This is a genomic window from Streptomyces radicis, from assembly GCF_003626575.1.
Taxonomy (GTDB): Bacteria; Actinomycetota; Actinomycetes; order Streptomycetales; family Streptomycetaceae; genus Streptomyces; species Streptomyces radicis.
On record NZ_RBDY01000005.1, the window covers coordinates 171,987 to 190,712 of the forward strand.

General features: G+C 74.5%; 18 protein-coding genes. 9 read left to right on the plus strand and 9 right to left on the minus strand.

All coding sequences use genetic code 11. The annotated features are described in order from the left end of the window. From D7318_RS10165 to D7318_RS10175, 3 genes are all read left to right on the plus strand, one after another. Complete coding sequence (locus tag D7318_RS10165; protein WP_120696578.1) at positions 1 to 828, plus strand: iron-sulfur cluster assembly protein; 828 nt, start codon at positions 1 to 3, stop codon at positions 826 to 828. Continuing rightward, positions 825 to 1,850, plus strand: coding sequence for an NAD(P)-dependent alcohol dehydrogenase (locus D7318_RS10170; protein WP_120696579.1), 1,026 nt, complete (start codon positions 825 to 827; stop codon positions 1,848 to 1,850). Before D7318_RS10165 ends, D7318_RS10170 begins: the two co-directional genes overlap by 4 nt. A 169-nt stretch (positions 1,851 to 2,019) precedes the next feature. Then, positions 2,020 to 5,508, plus strand: coding sequence for an ABC transporter substrate-binding protein (locus D7318_RS10175; RefSeq protein ID WP_120696580.1), 3,489 nt, complete (start codon positions 2,020 to 2,022; stop codon positions 5,506 to 5,508). Between the two features lie 20 nt (positions 5,509 to 5,528). On the opposite strand, the gene D7318_RS10180 is transcribed toward D7318_RS10175, so the two are convergent. From D7318_RS10180 to D7318_RS10200, 5 genes are all read right to left on the minus strand, one after another. Continuing rightward, positions 5,529 to 5,942, minus strand: a complete 414-nt coding sequence (locus tag D7318_RS10180) for an arsenate reductase ArsC (RefSeq protein WP_120696581.1) — start codon at positions 5,940 to 5,942, stop codon at positions 5,529 to 5,531. A gap of 27 nt (positions 5,943 to 5,969) precedes the next feature. Continuing rightward, positions 5,970 to 6,725: an aquaporin gene (locus D7318_RS10185; protein ID WP_120696582.1), complete on the minus strand. Its 756-nt coding sequence runs from the start codon at positions 6,723 to 6,725 to the stop codon at positions 5,970 to 5,972. After that, on the minus strand, positions 6,722 to 7,096 hold the full coding sequence (locus D7318_RS10190) for an ArsR/SmtB family transcription factor (protein WP_120696583.1): 375 nt from the start codon (positions 7,094 to 7,096) through the stop codon (positions 6,722 to 6,724). Before D7318_RS10190 ends, D7318_RS10185 begins: the two co-directional genes overlap by 4 nt. 84 nt (positions 7,097 to 7,180) lie before the next feature. Continuing rightward, positions 7,181 to 7,951 carry an APH(3'') family aminoglycoside O-phosphotransferase gene (locus D7318_RS10195; protein ID WP_120696584.1) on the minus strand — a complete coding sequence of 257 codons (771 nt, stop codon included), beginning with the start codon at positions 7,949 to 7,951 and terminating at the stop codon, positions 7,181 to 7,183. A 12-nt stretch (positions 7,952 to 7,963) separates the two neighbouring features. Then, entirely contained in the window at positions 7,964 to 8,338 is a 375-nt protein-coding gene (locus tag D7318_RS10200) for a VOC family protein (protein WP_120696585.1), read from the minus strand. Between the two features lie 276 nt (positions 8,339 to 8,614). Between D7318_RS10200 and D7318_RS10205 the strand changes: the two genes are divergently transcribed. Next, positions 8,615 to 10,096, plus strand: coding sequence for an MFS transporter (locus D7318_RS10205; RefSeq protein ID WP_120696586.1), 1,482 nt, complete (start codon positions 8,615 to 8,617; stop codon positions 10,094 to 10,096). Between the two features lie 61 nt (positions 10,097 to 10,157). Here the strand turns inward: D7318_RS10205 and D7318_RS10210 are convergent, their stop codons facing one another. Together D7318_RS10210 and D7318_RS10215 are read right to left on the minus strand one after the other, a co-directional pair. Then, complete coding sequence (locus D7318_RS10210) at positions 10,158 to 10,811, minus strand: hypothetical protein (RefSeq protein ID WP_120696587.1); 654 nt, start codon at positions 10,809 to 10,811, stop codon at positions 10,158 to 10,160. Between the two features lie 32 nt (positions 10,812 to 10,843). Then, on the minus strand, positions 10,844 to 11,929 hold the full coding sequence (locus D7318_RS10215; protein WP_120696588.1) for a DNA polymerase III subunit beta family protein: 1,086 nt from the start codon (positions 11,927 to 11,929) through the stop codon (positions 10,844 to 10,846). 168 nt (positions 11,930 to 12,097) lie between these two features. On the opposite strand from D7318_RS10215, the gene D7318_RS10220 reads away from it, so the two are divergent. Genes D7318_RS10220 through D7318_RS10230 form a run of 4 tightly spaced genes read left to right on the plus strand, consistent with a single transcriptional unit; the run spans position 12,098 to position 16,242 of the window. Then, complete coding sequence (locus D7318_RS10220; RefSeq protein ID WP_120696589.1) at positions 12,098 to 13,735, plus strand: TIGR02677 family protein; 1,638 nt, start codon at positions 12,098 to 12,100, stop codon at positions 13,733 to 13,735. Next, entirely contained in the window at positions 13,732 to 14,760 is a 1,029-nt protein-coding gene (locus D7318_RS33840; RefSeq protein WP_230423598.1) for an SbcC/MukB-like Walker B domain-containing protein, read from the plus strand. Before D7318_RS10220 ends, D7318_RS33840 begins: the two co-directional genes overlap by 4 nt. Continuing rightward, positions 14,757 to 16,043, plus strand: coding sequence for a TIGR02679 family protein (locus D7318_RS33845; RefSeq protein WP_230423601.1), 1,287 nt, complete (start codon positions 14,757 to 14,759; stop codon positions 16,041 to 16,043). The genes D7318_RS33840 and D7318_RS33845 overlap by 4 nt, the downstream gene beginning before the upstream one ends. Next, a complete protein-coding gene (locus tag D7318_RS10230; protein WP_147437654.1) occupies positions 16,036 to 16,242 on the plus strand; it encodes a hypothetical protein in 207 nt (68 codons plus the stop codon). Before D7318_RS33845 ends, D7318_RS10230 begins: the two co-directional genes overlap by 8 nt. A 3-nt stretch (positions 16,243 to 16,245) precedes the next feature. Here the strand turns inward: D7318_RS10230 and D7318_RS10235 are convergent, their stop codons facing one another. Both D7318_RS10235 and D7318_RS10240 read right to left on the minus strand, forming a co-directional pair. After that, positions 16,246 to 16,776 (minus strand): flavoprotein, encoded by a 531-nt coding sequence (locus D7318_RS10235; RefSeq protein WP_120696591.1) that lies wholly within the window; start codon positions 16,774 to 16,776, stop codon positions 16,246 to 16,248. A gap of 110 nt (positions 16,777 to 16,886) precedes the next feature. After that, positions 16,887 to 17,540 (minus strand): transglycosylase SLT domain-containing protein, encoded by a 654-nt coding sequence (locus D7318_RS10240; RefSeq protein WP_183091343.1) that lies wholly within the window; start codon positions 17,538 to 17,540, stop codon positions 16,887 to 16,889. 359 nt (positions 17,541 to 17,899) lie between these two features. Between D7318_RS10240 and D7318_RS10245 the strand changes: the two genes are divergently transcribed. Then, positions 17,900 to 18,709, plus strand: coding sequence for a tyrosine-protein phosphatase (locus D7318_RS10245; RefSeq protein WP_120696593.1), 810 nt, complete (start codon positions 17,900 to 17,902; stop codon positions 18,707 to 18,709). The last annotated feature ends 17 nt before the right edge of the window (positions 18,710 to 18,726 follow it).

The window sequence follows — 18,726 nt, forward strand, 5'->3', positions numbered from 1 at the left end:
ATGCCCGCCGACCCCCCGCCCGAGCAAGCGGCGCGCGCGGCGCGGGAACGCGCGGCGCTCGCGGCGCTCGACGACGTCCTCGACCCGGAGCTCGACGAGCCGATCACCGACCTCGGCTTCGTCCGCTCCGTCGCCGTGGCCACCGACGGCGTGCTGACCGTGCACCTCAGGCTCCCGACGTCGTTCTGCGCACCGAACTTCGCGTATCTGATGGCGTCCGACGCCAAGGACGCGCTGGCGGCGCTGCCAGGCGCCCGCGGCGTCGTGGTGCTGCTCGACGACCACCACGACTCCGAGCTGATCAACCGCGGCCTGGCCGCGGACGCGGGCTATCGCGGGACGTTCGGCGAGGAGGCGGACGAGGATCTCGACGCGCTGCGCCTGACCTTCCGCCGCAAGGCGCACGCCGCGGCGATGGAACGCGCGCTGACCGCCCTGCTCAGGGCGAGACCGGACCTGACCGAGGCGGGACTCCACGGCGTCACCCTGGCCGATCTCCCCGAGACACCGGCGACGCGGGCGCTTCGGCGGCGACGTGAGTCCCTCGGGCTGAGCGTCGCCCCGGCGGCCGAGGTGCTCGTGGACGACCAAGGGCATCCGTATCCAGGCCAGGAGATCCCCCTCCGCCTGCGCTTCGCCCGTTCGGTCCGGATCTCGATCGACGGCAACGCGCACTTCTGCCGCGGCCTGCTGCGCACCCGCTATCCCGGGTCCGCCGCGGACCAGTCGCCCCGCCCCCACGGCACCGACCGCACCGGATCCACCGACCCCACCGGCCCCACCGGCTCTTCGAAGCTCCGCACGACAGCAGAGGTGAAACCCGCATGAAGGCAGTCCAGGTCGTCGGCTACGGCGAGCCGCTCCGGATGACGGACGTGCCCGCCCCGAAGGTCACAGCCCCGTACGACGTGATCGTCAGGATCGGTGGGGCGGGCGTGTGCCGTACCGACATCCACATTCTCGAGGGCCAGTGGGCCGAGAAGTCGGGGGTGACGCTGCCCTACACGATCGGGCACGAGAACGCGGGCTGGGTGCACGCCGTCGGCGACGCCGTCACCCATGTCGCCGAGGGCGACAAGGTGATCGTGCATCCGCTGATCACCTGCGGCCTCTGCCGGGCCTGCCGGTTCGGCGACGATGTGCACTGCGAGCAGTCCCTCTTCCCCGGCATCGACACCGCGGGCGGTTACGCGGAGTACCTCAGGACGTCCGCCCGCAGCGTGGTCAGGATCGACGACTCCCTCGAACCCGCCGACGTGGCCGCGCTCGCCGACGCGGGCCTGACCGCGTATCACGCCGCGGCGAAGGCGGCCAGGAGCCTCAGGCCCGGCGACCGCTGCGTCGTGATCGGCGCGGGCGGGCTCGGGCACATCGGCGTGCAGGTGCTGAAGGCGATCACGGCGGCCGAGCTCGTCGTGGTCGACCGCAACCCCGACGCGGTGAAGCTCGCCGTCTCGATCGGGGCCGACCACGGTGTCGTCGCCGACGGCGGCCAGGTCGACGCGGTGCGCGAGCTGACCGGTGGTCAGGGGGCCGAGACGGTCATCGACTTCGTCGGCGAGGGCGGCGCGACCAGGGACGGTGTCGGCATGCTGCGCCGCGCGGGCGAGTACCACGTCGTCGGCTACGGGGAGAACATCGACGTCCCGACCATCGACATCATCTCGAGCGAGATCTCGTTCATCGGCAGCCTCGTCGGCTCCTACAACGACCTGTGCGAGCTGATGGTCCTGGCCGCGCGGGGACGCGTGCGCCTGCACACCACCACCTACCCGCTCGAACGCTTCCAGGACGCCCTGGACGACCTCGCCGCGGGCCGCATCCGCGGGCGCGCGATCCTCACCCCGTGAGACGGAGCCCGGCGCGCCGGGACCGACCCCCAACGGGCCCGCGCCGATGTCGAGTTGACATGTCACGATCCTGCGACAGAAGTGGTCGCGCGTCCGTGGGCGGGCAGGTGTCCCACCACAGTGAGGGGAACACCGTTCGGGGCGTGCCTTCGGGCAGCGGGGGGATCACATGGCGGGAGCGACGGAACGGGTCTTCGAACGGCTGGTGGCCATCCAGGGGATACACACGCTGGTGGGGCCGTCGTATCCGCTGCCGCCGGGACAGCGCCGCCCCCTGGCGTTCTTCGAGGGCAGGCACGGCAGCGGCAAGACGCAGCTCCTCGAGGACCTCGCCGCCCTTTGCGACCAGCATGTGCCGTATGGGCGCGTCGACTTCGCGGAGGCGCGCCACGACGACATCCCGCACACGCTCACCGCGCTGGCCGGACAGCTCGAGCAGTACAGGCCGCGATACGGGCGGCTCCGCTTCCACCGGCTGCTCATCGGGCTGCTCGTGATGGAGCAGCCTCTCGGCCCGCTCCACTTCGAGCAGGCCCGCGAGGCGGTGGAACGGCTGCTGAGGCAGCGACGCGGAGGACGTTGGCCCCAGGGGTTCCTGAGCGACCACGGGGGGCAGCCGCCGCAGCTCCAGCTGACGTTCTTCCCCGCCACGCTGCTGCTGTCGCTCAACGCGCTCAGCGTCCTGACGGGCTTCAGGTTCACCAGGCGCTCGCGACGGTGGTTCGGGCACCGCGACCGGGGGTTGACCGGCGCGGCGGTGGACACCCTGGTCGAGCTGAACACCTGGGCATGGGAGGCGCGGCAGAATCCGACGGGATCGCGCGGAGCGGAGGCGAGGGGCCGGGTGGCCGATCTGCTCTGCGAGGCGTTCCTGGCCGATCTGCGGGACTGCCCGCGGCGGGTGCGCGGGCTCAACACGCCGTTACTCCTGCTGGACAACGTCGACACCCCGGCGGGCCGGGCCTTTCTGCGCCGCCTGCTCGGGGCCCGCCCGCCGCTCGGCCCCGCCGACCGCGCCGAGCCGTTGACCGTGGTCACCACGGGGCGTGGGCCCCTCCCTGAGATGTCCGAAGGGACGGTGGCGGAGTTCGAGGAGGCGCTCGGCGGCTCCCGCCCGCGGGACGCCGCGCATCCGGCGTGGCTCCGCTACCCGCTGCCGGATCTGACGAGGGCCGACATCCAGCGGCTGATGGACGACGTGTCGAGTCGCGGTCGCGTGGACCGGCGGCTGGCGCGGCTCGTGCACGAGTTCACCGCCGGGCATCCGGAGGCGGCCGGTGTGCTGGCCAAGGTGGCGGCGCGCCCGCCCCATCCGGCCGACGGCGTGGGGCAGTTGCTCGCGCGGACCGCGCCCGCCGACGAGGGGGCCGCCCCCGCGGCAGCCCGGACCGCCGGGGAGTGGCTGCTCTCCCGGCTGCTGCCGGGCCCGGGGTCCATGACCGCCGCCTTCGCCACCTGCGCCGCCGCGCGGGACGAGACCGGCGGGCTGTGGCTCAGCCACCAGTCGGACCTGGTGGACGCGGCGTGGGGCGACGAGGTGAGGCGCGCGGCCCCCTGGGCGACCGAGGGCGAGGCCGGGGCCGCCGTGCTGCGGCGGCTGCTGCTGCACCGGCTGGCCGCGCCGGGGCCCGGCCGCCCGGCGGACTGGGCGACCGTGCACGAGCGGCTGCGCGGCTTCTGCGTCGAACGCGACGACAAGGCCGGGGAGTTGTACCACCGGCTGGCCATGGACGACCTGGCCGGGGTGGCGTCCGAGCTGGCCGCGCTGCTGCCGACGATGACGGGACAGGAGTGGCTCGACCTGGTGCACAGCACGGCACAGGCGCCCCTCGGCCCCGCGGAGCGGCAGCTCATGGACCCCTACGCCCTGTTCCACGCCTGCGTGGACGAGGCGCGGACCGCCTCGCTCGACGCCACGGCGACGCATGTGGTGGACCTCCTCGCGGCCCTGCGGATCGTCGGCGACCCGCTGTGCGGCGTCTCACGGGAGTACCTCTACTCCCGGATCACCACCACGTTGAACCTCCTGGACCTCCGGTCGTCCGACGGCCTGGTGGCCGTGCAGCGGACCGTCACCGTTTACGACGAGGAGAAGCAGTGGTGGACATCGGACATCGATGTCCGGGGACAGGGCCCTGCCTCTTCCACCGCGGCCGTGGTCCCCGGCTTCAAGAACCCGCCGCGCCACGGGACCGGACAGCGCCTGGTGGCCGCGGGAACGGTCGGCGCGCTGCTCGTCGCGGTGGTGGCGCTCTGGCTGCCGGACCGGCTCGACTGCGACCGGTCCGATCTGACCGAGCGCGGCGGCGAGTGCCTGGGGGTCACCGACGGCTCTTTTGCCTTCGTGCCCTCCGGGGAGGCGGACCTGGCGGAGGAGTTCAGGGAGGTCCAGCGGCTGATCAAGGAGGAGAACGACCGGGTCGTCGAGCAGGGGGACGCCTCGGTGAAGGTGGGCCTGCTCGCCACCCTGACCCCGGATGACACGGGGCCGCAGGCGCCGCGGCGCGTGCTGCACGCGTTGGAGGGCGCGTACACCGCCCAGATGCGCGCCAACCAGACCCGTCAACTCGGCGATCCCGCCCCGCAGATCCAGCTGCACCTGGCCAACGCGGGCAGCCGCCACGAGCAGTGGGGCCCGGCCGTGGACGGGCTGGTGTCGATGGCCGACGACAGCGCGCCCCTCGTCGCGGTGGTCGGCCTGTCGATCAGCACCGAGGACAGCAGGGCCGCCGCCCAGCGGCTGGCGGACCACGGCATCCCGGTCATCTCCTCGTCGGCCAGCGCGGACGGGCTCAACTCCGAGACCGTCCCCGGGCTGGTCCGCGTCACCGCGAGCAACACCGACTTCGTCACGGCCCTGCGCCAGTACGTGCGCGGCCGCGAGGGCCTGGACGAGGCCATCCTCGTCTACGACCGGAACGCGCCCGACCTGCATGTGGCCACCCTGACCGAGGCGTTCCGCGAGCTGATGGCCGACGAGCTCGGCGCCAACCCGGACCAGCCGTTCCAGGGCACCACGGTGGCACCGGACACCCCGGCCGCGCTGTTCGACGCGGCGGTGCTCAACGTCTGCCACACGGAGGCCGACATGGTGCTCTTCGCGGGGCGCACCGGTGACCTCCACGCGTTCACCGAGTCCCTGCACAATCGCGCGTGCCGGGACGAGCCGATCGCGGTGCTGTTCGTGGAGACCGGGCCCGTCGTCGACGCGGGGCAGGAGCAGCGCCTGGCCGAGAACAACATCACCGTCGTGCAGGCGTCCGCGATGGACCCCGAGTGGGCGCGGAACGTCGACGCCGCGGGCGCGCCCCCCGGCTTCCGCGGCTTCTTCGAGCAGTACGACACCCATGTCCCGTACGCCGACGACGTGCCCGCCGCGCTCGAGGACGGCTATGCCGTGGCCAACCACGACGCGCTGGCGACGGCCGTCCGCGCCATCAGGGTCAGCCACGCGCAGGACCCCGAGGCGCCGATGACCAGCGGGCGCGTGGGCGACGCGCTGTTCCTGCTGAACCTGGGCAACGCGGTGGAGGCCGCGAGCGGCACCCTGCACTTCACGACGGACCGCCACGGCGACCCGGGCGGCAAGCCGGTCCCGGTCCTGGAGACCCCGCCCTCCCCGTCCCCGCCCGAGCTCCATGTGACGCCCGTCCCGTAAGGCGGGGCGCGCGCGGGCGTTCACGTGGTGAGCAGCTCGTCGAGCAGGTCGCGGACGCGGCGTTCGATCGCGTCGCGGATCGGGCGCACGGCCTCGACGCCCTGCCCCGCCGGGTCGTCGAGCGGCCAGTCGAGGTAGCGCTTGCCGGGGAAGACGGGGCAGGCGTCGCCGCAGCCCATGGTGATCACCACGTCGGACGCCCGCACCGCCTCGGTGGTCAGCACCTTGGGGGTCTCGGCGGAGATGTCGACGCCGACCTCGGCCATGGCCGCCACGACGGCGGGGTTGACGGCGTCGGCGGGGGCGGATCCGGCCGAGCGGACCTCGACGCGGTCCCTGCCGAGATGGGTGAGGAAGGCGGCGGCCATCTGCGAGCGCCCGGCGTTGTGGACGCACACGAACAGCACGGACGGGGGCGAGGAGGCGGTGGTCATGGGAAGTCCCTTGCTGGCCCTGGGAGTTCAGGGGACGGAAACGGGCGAGGTGGCGGGCTCGGCCGCGCCACGAGGGGCGGCGGCGTCGGTGTGCGCGGGAGCGGGGCGGCCGAAGAGCGCCGCGACCAGGGCGAGGCCGACCGCCGCGCCGACGAGCTGGGCGGCGACGAACGGGGCGACGGAGGCCGGGGCGATCCCGGCGAACGTGTCGGTGAAGGCCCGCCCCACGGTCACCGCCGGGTTGGCGAACGACGTGGAGGAGGTGAACCAGTACGCGGCCCCGATGAACGCGGCCACCACGGCCGGTGCCAGGCTCGCGCGCCCGACCCGGGCCAGGCCGATGACCAGCGTGACGAGCCCGGCCGTCGCGACGACCTCGCCGAGCCACAGCTGCCAGGCGAACCGGTCCTGGGTCGACCACGCGACGGGCGGCAGGTCGAACATGGCGTTGGCCAGGACCGCCCCGCCGACGGCCCCGGCGATCTGAGCCGGGACATACGCGGCCACCTGCCGCCTGCCGGGCCCCCGGCCGCCGACGCGGCCCTCCGCCCACGTCGCCAGGGTGATCACGGGGTTGATGTGCGCCCCCGACACGGGGCCGAGCAGCGCGATCAGCGCGCCCAGCCCGAGGACGGTCGCGAGGGAGTTGGCCAGCAGCCGCACACCGTTGTCCCCCGACAGCTCGGCCGCCTGGACGCCGGAGCCGACGACCACGGCGACCAGGGCGGCCGTCCCGAAGGCCTCGGCCGCCACACGCCGCGGCAGCGGCGCCGGGACGCTCATGCCTCCGCCTCGGCGGCCCGGGGGCGCAGCACGGCGGCCAGCCCCTCCAACGCCTCGGGCAGCACCCGGTAGTAGACCCACGTCCCGCGCCGCTCGCCGTCGATCAGACCGGCCTGCCGCAGCAGCTTCAGATGGTGGGAGATCGTCGGCTGGGACACCTCGAACGCGGGCGTCAACTCGCACACGCAGACCTCGCCGCCCTGCCGCGAGGCGATCAACGACAGCAGCCGCAGCCGCACCGGGTCGCCCAGCGCCTTGAACACCCTCGCCAACTCCCCGGCCCTGTCCTCGCCGAGCGGCGCGGCGGACAACCCGGGGCGGCAGAAGTCGTCCGCGTCCTGCCCGAGCACCACGAGCTCCTGTTTCGACATGGCTCTATATTGACGACTTTCGATTCAACCCGCAAGCGCGTCCCGGCCGCGTCGATCGCGTCGGCGCCCCGCGGGCGGCGGGTCTCAGCCCCAGGTGAGCGGGTCGAGGTGCAGGTAGAAGCGCCGCCGCTCGGGGTCGACGGCGGTGCCGTGGCGGCGGGCGAACGTCTCGTCCGCCGCCCTCGCCCGGTCCTCGTCGGGCCATGTCTCGCGCGCGTTGGCGAGCAGGAGCGCGATGTCCGCGTGCGGGTCGGCCCGGCCGAGGCGGCCCAGGTCGACAAAGCCCGCCACCCGAAGGGTCTCGGGGTCGAGGACGATGTTCGGCAGGCACAGGTCCCCGTGGCACACGACGGCCTCGGCGGCCTCCTGGGCCAGGCGGCGTTCGAGCTGGGGGGCGAGGCGGGCGAGCAACTCGTCGGGGGGCGTGTGCCGCTGCTCCTCGGGCAGGAAGTCGGGGTCGACCGCGCCCCGCGCGACCACGTCGCGCGCCAGGGCGAACATCCCGGCGAGGTCGCGGCCGAACGGGCAGCGCCGCACGGGCAGCTCGTGCAGGTGGCGCACCGCGTCCGCGATCGGCTCCCACGCCGCCCACAGCTCGGGCGCGGTGACGCGGTCGGCGGGGACGCCATCGACCGCGCTGGTCACCAGGCGGGCGCCCGCTCCGTCGGCGTGCCAGTCGAGGACGCGCGGCGCGGGGACACCCTGGGCGCCGAGCCAGCCGACGCGGTCCCGCTCCGCCTCGAGCGCGGGCGTTCCCTCGGCGGGAACGCACTTGGCGTAGCGCGAGCCGTCGGGCGAGCGGAGGACGCGGGCCCCCGACTCCCCCGCCGTGACCGGCTCCCACCCGGAGCGCATCGCGGCCGACCCTCAGCTCAGGCGGGCCCGCAGGAGGCAGAACTCATTGCCCTCGGGGTCGGCCAGGCAGTGCCAGGACTCCTCGCCGGTCTGGCCGACGTCGGCCGGGCGCGCCCCGAGCCGGAGGAGGCGTTCGAGCTCGGCGTCCTGATCGCGGTCGGTGGCGTTGACGTCGATGTGCAGCGGCAGCTTGCCCCTCCTGGGCTCGGTCGTCGGGCTGAAGATCAGCGTCGGCTGCAATCCGCCGAACCCCTCCCTCGGCCCGATCTCCACCGCGCCGTCGTCCTCGGTGTCGAGCACGACGAAGTCCAGCACCTCGCACCAGAACGCCGCAAGCCGCTGCGGATCCCGGCACTCGATCACCAACTCGGAAATGCGGCACGCCATGATCGGCACCCTAAGGGGCGGCGACCGCGCGCGGCCAACCGTTAAACGCCAACCGCTGACGCCGGACGATCAACGGCCCGGCGATCAACGGCCGTACGAGCCCGCGTATCCGCCGGTGAACCGGCTGCTCGACGGCACGGTCCACGACCGGTGAGGCGGGGCCGCCCCCGTTTGACACGGCCACGACCTCCAAATAGCTTTGCTTCCAAAGCAAAGCCTCCTTTGCTGTGGACTCGTCAGCGCTGCTGTGCGCAGACCTACCCGAAGGGCCACCTCATGACGGCCGGACAGAGAGCCGAAGGAACAGACCTGGCGGAGTACAGCCCCCGCCGTTGGGTGACGCTCGCGGTGACGCTCTTCGCGGTGTTGATGGACATGGTCGACAACACCGTGCTCAACGTGGCCCTCCCCGCGGTGCAGGAGGACCTCGACGCCTCATCGGCCCAACTGGAGTGGTCGGTGGCCGGATACACGCTCGCGTTCGCCGCGGCCATGATCACCGGCGCGCGGCTCGGCGACCAGTTCGGCCGACGGCGGATCTACCTCATCGGCCTCGGCGGCTTCGTCGTGACCTCCGCGCTGGCCGGGGCCAGCGCCGACGCGGAGACGCTGATCGCCTCCCGCGTCCTCCAGGGCATCGCGGCGGCGCTCATGGTGCCCCAGGTGCTGGCGATGCTCCAGGTCGACTTCCCCCGCTCGGAACGCCCGAAGGCCATGTCCCTGTACGGGATGTCCCTGGCCGTCGGCGGCATCGGCGGCCCGCTGCTCGGCGGCGTGCTGCTCGAGGCCGACCTGTTCGGCCTGGGCTGGCGGCCGATCTTCTTCGTCAACATCCCGATCGGCATCGCGGCCCTGATCGCCGCCGCGATCCTGACCCGCGAGTCGCGCGCCGAGCGGCGGGAGACGTTCGATGTGACCGGGACGCTGATCGCGACCGCGGGCCTGCTGGCCCTGCTCTTCCCGCTGGTCCAGGGGCGGGAGCTCGACTGGCCGTGGTGGACGTTCGCCCTCATGGCCGCGTGCCCCGCGATCCTGTGGGCGTTCCACCGTCACGAGAGGCGCGTGGCCGCCGCGGGCCGCTCCCCCCTCATCGACCCGGCGCTGCTGCGCCACCGCGGGGCGGTCGGCGGGCTGCTCGTGGCCGTCCTCTTCTTCTGCGGCATGGCCTACCAGGTCGTCCTGACCGTGCACCTCCAGGTGGGCGAGGGCTACTCGCCGCTGCGCACGGCGCTGGCGCTCGCGACGTTCACCGTGGGCGTCGGCATCGGCTCAGGCTTCGCGCCGCGGCTCATGCCGCTCGGCCGACGGGTGGTGCTCATGGGTTCCGCCGTCATCGCGACCGGCATGGCCGTGACCACGTTCACCGTCGACCGGTACGCGGGCTCGCTCGAGTGGTGGCACCTCGTCCCCGGCATGGTGATCTCCGGCGTCGGGCTCGCGATGGTCGCGGGCACCCTGCTGAACATCGTGCTCGCCACCATGCCCAAGTCGGCGTCGGGCGCGGCCTCCTCGCTGGTCAACACCGCCATCCAGGTCGGCGTCGCCACGGGCGTCGCGGTGGTGGCCACCGTCTACTTCTCGCTGCTCGAGGGCGGCGAGACCCCGTCGGACTCCGCCGTGGGCGGCCTGCTCACCGTGGTCGGGCTCCAAGTCCTGGCCGGTGCCTGCGCGCTGGTGCTCCCGCCGGGGCGCGTGAGCCTCACGGACGACGCACCGGCCGACGCACCGGCCAGGCCCCAGGAGCCCGCCGCGCGGTAGCGGGCGCGTCGGGGCGTCGGCTGCTCGGGGAGCGCGAGGGGACGTCCGGGCGCCCGCCGGGTCAGGAGGCGCCGGTCAGCGCGGCCACGATCGCGCCGAGGGCGCGCTGTTCGCCCTCGGGCAGCCACCGTGCGGCATGGACCAGGTGGAGGGCGGCGGCCAGCCGCACGCGATCGTCCTCGGTCCCGAGGTCGGCGAGGCGCGCGGGCAGCACCAGGCCGAGGGCCTTGAGGTCGCCACGCGCGCACCACGCGGCCAGCAGCTCGTTCAACGGGCCGTCGACGGCCCGCCGTTCGACCGCCCCGGTGGAACGCAGCCCCTCCGCGATCGCCATCCGCGTCCCGTCGCGGTAAGGGCCTGGCGGCACGTCGTCGACGCGGGCGGCGGCCCGCTCGAAGTGCTCGCGCGCGGCGTCGCGTTCGCCGAGATCGCCGTGCGCGGCGGCCATGGCGAGGTGCAGGGAGGCATAGAAGCCCCTGACCCGGTCGTCGCCGACGCGGTCGGCGCGCTCGAGGCACTCCAGGTTCCAGCGCAACGTCAGCCGCGGGGTGGGCTGGTGGCGCGCGAGGTAGTGGGCGGCGACGCACGCCTCGTAGTCGTCGGCGGCCGTCTCCCACGCCCGTCGGAAGAGGTCGCGGGCGTCGTCGTCGCGGCCTTCGGCCTCGGCGCGCATGCCCTCGGAACACAGCCTGACCACGGGGTTGTCGGTGTCCATCGTCTCGCCTTCTCGGGTGGTCGGGGTGGGGGTCATGGGCGTCGCGGCGGGCCGGGGTCGTCATGGACCGGCATGACGAGGGTGGTGAAGCTGCCCTGGTCGGCGGAGCGGACGACGACGGGCCCGGTGGGCGACGAGATCTCGAGCAGGACGTCGGGGCCCACGCCCGCGTCGAGCGCCGGGAGCAGCACGCCGGGGTCGAACGCGACGCGCACGGGCGGGCCCGTGGTGATGGCGGGGAGCGCGGGCGGCGCGGCGTCGGGTCCGATGGCGAGGCGCCGCCCTTCGGCGCGCAGCAGCAGGGGCCCGTCGTGTCCGGCGTCGGCGACCGCGGCGCGCAGCGCGCTCCGGTCCACGATGATCCGGTGCCGCGCGGTCGGCAGGGCGTCAAGGACCGCCCGGTAGTCCGGGAACGCCCCGTCCACCGGCGCGAGGGCGCGTTCGGCGGAGCCACCGCGCAGCCGCGCGCCCCGTTGATCCACCTCGACGGCGACCTCGGGCATGCGCATGGCCCAGGAGGCGAGGTCCCTCAGCTCGGCCGCGTCGACCAGGACGCGCCCCGGGTCGCCCTCCGACGCGACGGGCCGCAGCGCGCGAACGGCCAGGCGGTAGCGGTCCGTTGCCACCAGGCGCACCTCCTGGCGTGCCAGCTCGACCAGGACATGGCCGAGCACGGGGAACTCCTGCGCCACCGCGGCCCGCGCCGCCGCGGGCGCGACCTGGCGCACGGCGCTCGCCAGCTCCGCGCCGCCGAGCCGCGCGACGGTCGGGCGCGGGCCCCCAGGGAGGGCGCGCAGGATCTCGTCGATCGCCGCCGCGGCGGACGCGGCGGTCTCCCGCGCCCGCGTGGCATGCGCCTCCAGCACGGCGCGCGCCTCCTCGCGCGCGCCGTCGAGCACCACAGAGGCGTCGGCGAGCGGCATCCCGGCCTCGCGCAGCCGCCGCACGAGGACGGCGCGGGGCTCCTGGTCGGGGGCGTAGCCGCGGTACCCGGTCGCCGGGTCCACGCGCGCGGGCCGCAGCACGCCGCAGTCGTCGTAGAACCGCAGGGCGCTCGGCGCGAGCCCCACCCGCCGCGCGAAGGCGCCGATGCTCATCAACGGATCGGTGTCGTCCATGCGGACGATGGTGGACGTTCAAGCAGCACGAAGGTCAACCCACGGCGCCGCGCTCCTCGTCGACGCGACCGACGCGGCACCTCGTTACCCTGGGCCCTGGGCAGGATCGAGCACGAGCCAGGGGGTGGCGATGGCGGAGTGGGGCAGGCACCGAGGGTTCCGGCCGACATGTTCCGGTTCACGACGGGCGAGCGGGCGCCGCTCTACAGCGCCGTCCTGCACGCCTTCGGGGAGGCGCACGAACGCCTGGTGACCGCGCTCTCCCTTGACGAGGTGCGGGAACGGCTGCGCGGCGTGGGGTGGTTCGACGCGCTGGAGGACGACGACCTGGTGGCGGCGTTGCGGCAGCTGCGGGAGTGGCGCCTGGTGGACGCCATGCAGAATCACGCGGGGAACTACCGCACGGCGGAGGAGTACGAGCGGCGGAATCTCCAGTACTCCCTCACCCGGCACGGCGAGGCGGCCTTCGCCGGGGTGCAGCACGCGCTGACCGTGCTCGCGTCATCGGGTGCCCTTCAGACGGCGGTGCTCGACGCGATCGCCGACCGGCTCCACGCCCTCGACGCGCTCCTCGCGGACCCGGCTTCCGCGAACCGCCGGGTGTTCGCGACCCTTCAGGAGCTGGAAGGGCACCTGGACGCGTTGCGCTCCAACACCAAGCAGTTCAACGGTGAGTTGCAACGCCTCCTGCACGCCGACGGCGCCGAGCTGCCGCCGCTGGCGGGTGGCGATCCCGGGCCCGCCTGGTCGCAGACGCGGCGGGCCCGCTGGGAGGGGCTGCGCGCGTGGTTCCTGCCCGAAGACGGCGCGCCCGCCCGGGTGGAGCAGCTGCACCATGTGGCGCGCCGGGCGATCGTGACGCTCCTCCAGTTCCTCGACCGGATCACGCAGACGCGGCGCAGGTCCTCGAGCGCGGCGGAGGACTTCCGCGAGTTGGCGCGCTGGTTCGCCGCCGCGCCGTCCGAGGCCGACGCGCACCGGCTCTGGGCCACCGCGTTCGGCCTCGGCCCGGCCCGGCACGCCCACCTCGTGCACGCCGATCCCGAGACGATGCCCGCGTCGGCGCGTTGGAGCGAGGCACCGCCCGTCGAGGTGTCGGCGCTGCCGCGCTCGAGCGGGCGAACGGAGCGGTTCACCCGGACGGGCCGGGTGCGGGACGTGGCGGCGGTGCGGGCCGACCGCGCCGAACGGGCCAGGGCGGAACGGGCCGATCTCGAGGCGGCGTGGAGCCTGCTGCGCACGCGGGGACCCGTCCGCCTCTCGCACGTCGCGGAGCTGGACGACCCGGCGTTCGAGCGGCTTCTCGACCTGCTCGGCCGGGCGTTGGCGGTGCGCCCCGACGCGGCGGGGCTCAGGCGCGCGGTCACGGGGGACGGCCGGCTCGCGGTGGACCGTGCCGAGGCGGACGTCGCCGCCCGCGAGGACTCCGTGCGCGCCGCCGCGTCGCACCTCGCCGGTCGGGAGGGCGACGTGACGCGCGCGGCGCGCGCCCTCGACTCCCTCGCCGCCGAGTACGGCCTGCCCGCCGACGAGCGGGCCCTCGACCGGCTCGCCGAGCACGCGGAGGCGCTGCGGGAGAGCTCGGGACGTTGGCTGGTGGCCTCCGGTCCGGCTCGCCGCCCTGGCGCGCGCCGCGGAGGAGGCGGGCAGCCGCGCGGCCCGCGCGCGGCGCGGCGATCACGGCGCGGGACACGGCGGTCACCCACCGCGACGCGGCCGTCGACCGGCTGCGCCGATGCCTCACCCTCGGCCTCGCCGACGACGCGGGGGCGGCCGACATCCGCCCCGCGCCCGAGGCGAAGGTGACGGCCGCCCTGGAGTCGGCGCGCGCGGTCTCGGCCCGCTGGCCCTCGGTGCCGCACTCGGCCAAGAACATCGCGGACGCCTTGGAGCGCCTTGCCGAGACCCGCTACGCCACGGCGCGGACGCTCAGCGACCGCGCCGACATCCATCTGGAGGCGGAGGAGGATCTCCACGTCCTCAGCGCCTCCATCGACGGCACATCGCTGGGCACCGCGGGCCTCCTCGCCGTGCTGACCGAGGAGCGCGACCGCGGCAGGGACGACATCACCGCCGGCGAACGCACCCTGTTCGACCGGATCCTGACCGGAGACACCCGCCGCCACCTCGCCTCGCGCATCCGGCAGGCGAACGAGCTGGTCGACACCATGAACGCCCGGCTCGAGCGGGTCCGCACCGCGTCCCGCGTCGCCGTGCAGCTGGTGTGGCAGGTCGACCCCGCCCTGCCGCCCGGCACCGTGGCCGCCCGCAACCTCCTGCTGAAGGACCCCCTGAGGCTCACCGACGCGGACCACGAGGCACTGCACCGGTTCTTCAGGGAACGCATCGAGGAGGCCAGGACCGGCCAGCGGGCGGGCAGTTGGGAGGAGCAGCTGGCGCAGGTCCTGGACTACACGGCGTGGCACCGGTTCGTGGTCAGGCTCGACCGGGCGAACGGGCAGGGCTGGCAGCTGCTGACGAAGAGGCTGCACGGCGCCCTGTCGGGCGGCGAGAAGGCCATCGCGCTGCACCTGCCGCTCTTCGCGGCGGTCGCGGGGCACTGCCACACGGTGCCGGAAGCCCCTCGGCTGATCCTGCTCGACGAGGTGTTCGTCGGCGTAGACGCGACCAACCGCGGACAGGTCTTCGCCCTGCTGTGCTCCCTCGACCTCGATCTGCTGCTCACCTCGGACCACGAGTGGTGCACCTACCGCGAGCTGGACGGCATCGCCATCCACCAGCTGATCACCGACGGGGACGACGACGCGGTGACCACGGCCCGTTTCGTCTGGACCGGCACCGGGCTGTCGTCCGACGAGGCGGCCACGTGAGCCGACGGACCCGGCACGCCCTCGACCGCCCCGAGCTGGCCCTGCTGTGGCGGGCGGTCCACGCCCGGCTGTCCTCGGGGCGGCCGGTCAGCCGGGTCACCGTCGGCCCGCTCGACGTCGATGCCCGGCAGGCGCTCGCCGACCTGCTCGGCCTCGACCGGCTGCCGCGGCCCCGTGCGACGGTGACGTTGGCGCGCCTTGACGAGGCCCTGCGCGACAGCGTCGGCGCCGACGCGCGCGCGGTCGTCGAGGCGATCCTTGGCCCGCTCGGCGACCGCGCGGCGGACCGCGAAGCCGACCGGGCCGACCGGGCCGCGCTGTGGGGCTGGCTCGATGCCCACCCCGTGGTCACCGCCCAGCCCGCGCTCGGCGCCTGGACGGCGCACATGCGCCGTTCGGGGCTGGTCCAGGGCTCGGTCGAGGCCACCCGGCGGCTCCTGGAGCGCGCGCTGACCGTCATGGCGGCCCTCCCCGCGCGGGGCGAGCCGCTGCCGGTCTTCGCCACCGCCCACCTCGGCGACGCCCATGCCCTCGACGACGGCACGCGCCTCGCGGGCGTGGTGCTGCGCGCCCTGGCCGCCCTGCACGACACCGAGCCGCCCGCGTCCGCCGGTGACCGCCGCGCCCTGTGGGGGCTGGCCGGTATCGCCGACGACGCCCTGTCCACCACCGTCCTGGTCGCGGGTCTGCGCCCCATGGGCGCCGGGCCCGTCGCCCGCGCGCTCACCGCCTACGCGGACGCGGGGCACGCCGCGCACGTGTCCCTGGCCCAGCTCCGCGACCCCGGGGAGACGGTGCTTCCTGCGACCGAGGTGCGCGTCGTGGAGAACCCCAGCGTCCTGGCCCTCGCCCTACGGCGCTTCGGCCCGCGCTGCCCGCCCCTGGTGTGCACCTCCGGCTGGCCGAACAGCGCCGCCGTGTCGCTGCTGCGCCACCTCGCCTCCGCCGGTGCCACCCTGCGCTACCACGGCGACCTCGACGGTGAGGGGCTGCGCATCGCCGCCCATGTGCTCGCGGCCACGGGCGCGCGGGCGTGGCGCATGTCGGCCGCCGACTACCGTGCGGCGCAGGCCCGTTCGCCCACGGGCCCGCCACCGGGGCGGGTGACGGAGGCCCCCTGGGACCGCGAGCTGGCCGCCGCTCTGCGGGAACGCGGCACCGCCGTGCTCGAGGAGCACATGGCCGAGACGCTCCTCGCGGATCTCGCCGATCTCGCCGCCCTCACGGATCCCGCTCACCGGGCGCGCGACGCCCGCGGTGTGGTACCTGTCGGAGATGAGTGACGCAGTGGAGGCCGAGTGCCGGGGGCCGCATCGGCAGTGTCAGGCGTGCGGGGGCCAGACGATCGAGTTCCGCGAGACGCTGTATGTCCCGAGAGCCGGGCGCCCCGTGGGCCTCGCGGCGCCGCACGCCTGCTGGCACTGCCAGGGGCGCGGCCACGTGTGCGAGGCCGCCCGCCGCTGCACGCCGCCGCGCGACTGACGCTCACACCCCGGCGGCGCGCAGCGCCAGGTGCCATGGGTAGGTCTCGGGGCGCGCCTGGCCAGGGGGCAGCGGGACGAAGCCGTCGGGTGGGCCGAGGAGCACGCGCACGCCCGCGTCGCGCAGCGTGGCGACCGAGCGGCCGAACTGCGGATGCGTCGCGTAGGCGGCGTTCACGCAGGGCATCACCAGCAGCGGCCAGCGCTTCCCGATCGCCTCGCACGCGTAGGCCGCGACCCACGAGGGGGTGAGGCCGAGCGCGATGGTGTTGACGGTGTTCAGGGTCGCGGGCACCACGGCGGCCACGGTCGCGGGCGGCCAGTCGTCGGTCGCGCCCGGCGTGCGGTGGCCGACCCTGACGGGGCGCCCGGTCAGCTCCGCGAGATCGGGCAGCCGGTCCCCGAACCACGAGGCGGCCGTGGGCGTCAGCCCGACGCACACCTCCCAGCCCCGCTCCCGGGCGGCCCGCACCGCGCGGTCGACGTCGAGCACGGGAGGGGCCGCGCTGCCGAGGAGGTAGAGCACCTGCGCCATGCCGCCATCCCACCACACGCGGCGACCCTGCTCGCCGCACAGCAACGCGCCCCGGGCGTGGGCCCGGGGCGCGAGGGTGGCATCCGGTGGGGACGGGCGGATCGGGCCGATCAGTACGCGCTGTCGACGTTGTCCATCGAGCCGTAGCGGTCGGCGGCGTAGTTGCAGGCCGCGACGATGTTGGCGACCGGGTCGTACAGGTCCTTCTCCGTGCCCTTGACGTGGTAGGCGTCGAAGGTCGGGTCGATGACCTGGAGCAGGCCCTTGGACGGGATGCCGTTCTTGGCGTTGATGTCCCACGTGTTGATCGCGTTCGGGTCACCGCTCGACTCGCGCATCACGTTCCGGTGGATGCCGTCGTAGCTGCCGGGGATGTCGTGCTTGTCCATGACGGACAGGGCCTCGCGGATCCAGCCGTCGAGGTTGTCCTCGTACGTCGTGCCCTTCGCGGGCTCGCCACCGCTGTCGGCCTTGCCGCCGTCACCCTTGGCACCGCCGTCGGCGGCGGCCGCGGGCTTGTCGGGCGCGCCCTGATCCGGTGCGCCCTGATCCGGCGCCCTGGCCGTGCCGGTCGGGCTGTCGGCGCTGAACGCGGCGGGTGCGGCCGTGGCGGAGGCCACGCGCTCGGGCGTCGCGGGCGCGGCGGAGGCGTCGCTCGGGACGAGCGAGACGGCCACGGCGGCGGCACCCACGGTGGCCATACCGGCGAGCGAGAGCCTGCGGGCGTTGATCGGACCGGGGACGCGGAAACGATTCGCTGACATGGGTGCATACCTCATTCGAAAGGGGGCTTATTACCACAATGTGCTGACATCCGCCATGGTGAGCGGTGGCGCACGGGGACACAAGGACGCGTTCTACGGCCCCGCGCCGTAGGCCACGCCCCGGGGCGCGACCACTCGGGACGGGCCCTGGGGAGGACGCGGACGCCTCTCCTATCGCGCCTCGTATGTGGCGCGCGTCACGTGCCGGGCGTCACACACGGGCGAGGGGGCGGTCGCGGGGATCGCGCCAACTGCCTCCGGAGCGTCACCGGTTGCCACCGGTGGAACGACCGGTCATGTCATAGGGTCGGCCTCGGGCCGGTGCGAGGACGTCCGGCGCCCCTACGGAAGGAGAGCCCGTGACGGAGCGGTGGACCGAGGAGCCCTCACTGACCGGAGTCCGGAACTTCCGCGACATGGGCGGGCTGCCCACCGCGGACGGGCGCAGGGTGCGGCGCGGGCTGCTGTTCCGCAGCGGCCATCTGGCGCACGCCACGGCGGAGGACCGCGCGTTCCTCGAAGGGCTCGGGCTGCGCACCGTCTTCGACTTCAGGAACGCCGCCGACCAGGCCATCGAGGGCCCCGACGTCGCCGTCGCGGGGGCGCGGAACATCAGCCTGCCGCTCACCGAGCCCGACGACGGCGCGGCGTTCTGGGCGCTGGTGCGCGAGGGCAGCGTCGTGGAGCTGCGGGCGGAGCTGACCGACGGGCGGGGCGAGGCCCGGATGGTCGCGATGTACCGGACGATGATCCTGGCCAGGACCGCCGAGCACGGGCGGGTGCTGAAGATCCTCAGCCGCGAGGGGCTGCCCGCGCTGCTGCACTGCTCGGCGGGCAAGGACAGGGCCGGGCTGACCATCGCCGTGGTGCTGCTCGCGCTCGGCGTGTCACGTGAGGTGATCCTCGCCGACTACCTGGAGTCCAACGCGCCCCACCGCCGCTACCCCGTGCGGCGCGGCCCGGGCGCCGAGGGCTGGGAGGCGGGGGTGGCCGAGGAGATCACCCGGCTGCTCGCGCCGATGTTCGACGCGCGGGCCGAGTACCTCACGGCGGCGTTCGACCACATCGACGAGGACTGGGGCGGCACGGAGGCGTATCTCTCGGACGCCCTCGGCCTGACCCCCGAGGACCGCGAGCGGCTCGACGACCGGCTCGTCGAGGACGCCTGAGCCGCCGCGCCGGTCAG

What these genes read in the sequence shown, in the direction of transcription:
- D7318_RS10165 (WP_120696578.1), top strand. Translation starts at nt 1, where the DNA reads ATGCCCGCCGACCCCCCGCCCGAGCAAGCGGCGCGCGCGGCGCGGGAA.
- D7318_RS10215 (WP_120696588.1), bottom strand. Translation starts at nt 11,929, where the DNA reads ATGGACGACACCGATCCGTTGATGAGCATCGGCGCCTTCGCGCGGCGG.
- D7318_RS10200 (WP_120696585.1), bottom strand. Translation starts at nt 8,338, where the DNA reads ATGGCGTGCCGCATTTCCGAGTTGGTGATCGAGTGCCGGGATCCGCAG.
- D7318_RS10170 (WP_120696579.1), top strand. Translation starts at nt 825, where the DNA reads ATGAAGGCAGTCCAGGTCGTCGGCTACGGCGAGCCGCTCCGGATGACG.
- D7318_RS10185 (WP_120696582.1), bottom strand. Translation starts at nt 6,725, where the DNA reads ATGAGCGTCCCGGCGCCGCTGCCGCGGCGTGTGGCGGCCGAGGCCTTC.
- D7318_RS10235 (WP_120696591.1), bottom strand. Translation starts at nt 16,776, where the DNA reads ATGGCGCAGGTGCTCTACCTCCTCGGCAGCGCGGCCCCTCCCGTGCTC.
- D7318_RS10230 (WP_147437654.1), top strand. Translation starts at nt 16,036, where the DNA reads ATGAGTGACGCAGTGGAGGCCGAGTGCCGGGGGCCGCATCGGCAGTGT.
- D7318_RS10195 (WP_120696584.1), bottom strand. Translation starts at nt 7,951, where the DNA reads ATGCGCTCCGGGTGGGAGCCGGTCACGGCGGGGGAGTCGGGGGCCCGC.
- D7318_RS10175 (WP_120696580.1), top strand. Translation starts at nt 2,020, where the DNA reads ATGGCGGGAGCGACGGAACGGGTCTTCGAACGGCTGGTGGCCATCCAG.
- D7318_RS10180 (WP_120696581.1), bottom strand. Translation starts at nt 5,942, where the DNA reads ATGACCACCGCCTCCTCGCCCCCGTCCGTGCTGTTCGTGTGCGTCCAC.
- D7318_RS10220 (WP_120696589.1), top strand. Translation starts at nt 12,098, where the DNA reads ATGTTCCGGTTCACGACGGGCGAGCGGGCGCCGCTCTACAGCGCCGTC.
- D7318_RS10205 (WP_120696586.1), top strand. Translation starts at nt 8,615, where the DNA reads ATGACGGCCGGACAGAGAGCCGAAGGAACAGACCTGGCGGAGTACAGC.
- D7318_RS10190 (WP_120696583.1), bottom strand. Translation starts at nt 7,096, where the DNA reads ATGTCGAAACAGGAGCTCGTGGTGCTCGGGCAGGACGCGGACGACTTC.
- D7318_RS10240 (WP_183091343.1), bottom strand. Translation starts at nt 17,540, where the DNA reads ATGTCAGCGAATCGTTTCCGCGTCCCCGGTCCGATCAACGCCCGCAGG.
- D7318_RS10210 (WP_120696587.1), bottom strand. Translation starts at nt 10,811, where the DNA reads ATGGACACCGACAACCCCGTGGTCAGGCTGTGTTCCGAGGGCATGCGC.